Raw genomic sequence first — 1,980 nt, forward strand, 5'->3', positions numbered from 1 at the left:
ACCTTGGTCTCGCGGTTGTGGAAGGCCGGCAGGCAGTGCATGAACTTGACGTTGGGGTTGCCGGTCTTCTTGACCATGTCGGTGTTGACTTGATAGGCCTTGAGCAGCTTGATGCGCTCGTCCCAGACTTCCTTGGGTTCGCCCATCGAGACCCAGACGTCGGTGTACAGGTAGTCGACGCCCTTGACCGCCTCGGCCACGTTGTCGGTCAGGGTGAAGCGCGCCCCCGAGCCGGCCGCCAGCTTGCGGGCGGCGGCGACCAGGTCGTCTTCCGGCCACAGGGCCTTCGGCCCGCAGATGCGCACGTCCATCCCCAGCAGGCAGCCGGTGATCATCAGCGAGTTGCCCATGTTGTTGTGCGAGTCGCCGGTGTAACAGTAGGCGATTTCCTCCAGGTGCTTGTCGCTGTGCTCCATCATCGTCAGGATGTCGCACACCATCTGCGTCGGGTGGAACTTGTCGGTCAGGCCGTTCCACACCGGCACGCCGGCAAACTGTCCGAGGGTCTCGACCAGTTCCTGCCCGAAGCCGCGGTACTCGATGCCGTCGTACATCCGTCCCAGGACGCGGGCCGTGTCCTTCATCGACTCCTTGTGCCCGATCTGCGAGCCAGTCGGTCCCAGGTAGGTGACGTGGGCGCCCTGGTCGTAGGCGGCCACCTCGAAGGAGCAGAGCGTGCGGGTGGAGGTCTTCTCGAAGATCAGGGCGATGTTCTTGCCCGTCAGGCGCGGCTGCTCATAGCCGCCGTACTTGGCTGCCTTCAGGTCGGCTGAAAGCTTGAGCAGGAATTCGAACTCCTCCTTGGTGAAGTCAAGTTCCTTAAGGAAATTGCGATTGCGCAGATTGAATGCCATCTCTCATCCTCCCGGCGCGGGGCATCGCCTGCCCCGTCGCCCAATCTAGGCGCCCAGCAGGGCGCCGGCGGATAGCACGATCATGATCAACACCGCCAGCATGGCTACCAGGGGCAGAACGAAGCGCCACCACACGGCGAAGTTGATCCGTCCGATCGCCAGGGCGCCGGTGACGACGGCGAAGGTCGGGGTGAACAGGTTGAGCAGCCCGGAGGACGACTGATAGGCAGTGACCACCAGGTGCGACGGCACGCCGGCAAAGCTCGCCAGCGGCGCCATGATCGGCATGGTCACCGTCGCCAACCCCGAGGACGACGGGATCAGGAACGACAGCGGCAGGTAGACCAGGAACATGACGTTGATGAAGGCCACCGAGCTCAGGCCTGCAACGGCCTGCTCGCACCAGTACAGCACGGTGTCGATGACCAGCCCATTGGTCATGACCACCGAGATACCGCGCGCCAGACCGACCACCAGGGCAACGCCCAGCAGATCGCGGGCGCCGTCGATGAAGGCATTGACCGTGCCCTCCTCGCCCAGCCCGCCGACCAGGCCGATGACGATACCCATGATCATGAACAGCGCCGCCAGCTCGGCAAACCACCACCAACGGGTAGCGATGGCGGTGATACCTAGATCCACCCACGGGATCACGCCGACGATCATCGCCACGAAAGACAGGCCGAACAGCACCAGGATCGTCTTGCGCCGTCCGGTGAGCTCAGGGGCATCCGAACTCTCCCTGCTGCGCATGAAGAACTTGTCGTTCTCTTCCTTCATGTCGGCGACCAGCGATTTGGATGGGTCCCCATGTACGCGGGAGGCGTAGCGGCGGACGTACCAGATCCCCAGTATCACGCCGACGACCAGGATTACGATTCGGTAGCCGATGCCTTCGGTGAGCGGGATGCCGGCAAAGCCGGAGGCGATGCCGGTGGCGAACGGGTTGACGGTCGAACCGATGACCCCGATCCCGGCGCCGAGCAGGATGACCGAGACCGCCGTCAGGGCGTCATAGCCGACGGCGATCAGGGCGGCGATGATCAGGGGGTAGAAAGCCAGCGACTCCTCGGCCATGCCGTACGACGTGCCGCCGGCGGCGAAAACGACCATCAAGATCGTGATC

Annotated in this window: 2 protein-coding genes; both read right to left on the bottom strand. The window is 63.8% G+C overall.

Annotated features, from left to right (window positions below; all coding sequences use genetic code 11):
* Window positions 1-854 (bottom strand): ornithine carbamoyltransferase (gene argF / locus MUO23_12445; GenBank protein MCJ7513765.1); only part of this gene is annotated, 854 nt, incomplete at its 3' end.
* 45 nt (window positions 855-899) lie between these two features.
* The coding region (locus MUO23_12450) for a YfcC family protein (protein ID MCJ7513766.1) at window positions 900-1,980 on the bottom strand (1,081 nt) is incomplete at its 5' end.

This window comes from Anaerolineales bacterium, from assembly GCA_022866145.1.
GTDB lineage: Bacteria > Chloroflexota > Anaerolineae > Anaerolineales > E44-bin32 > PFL42.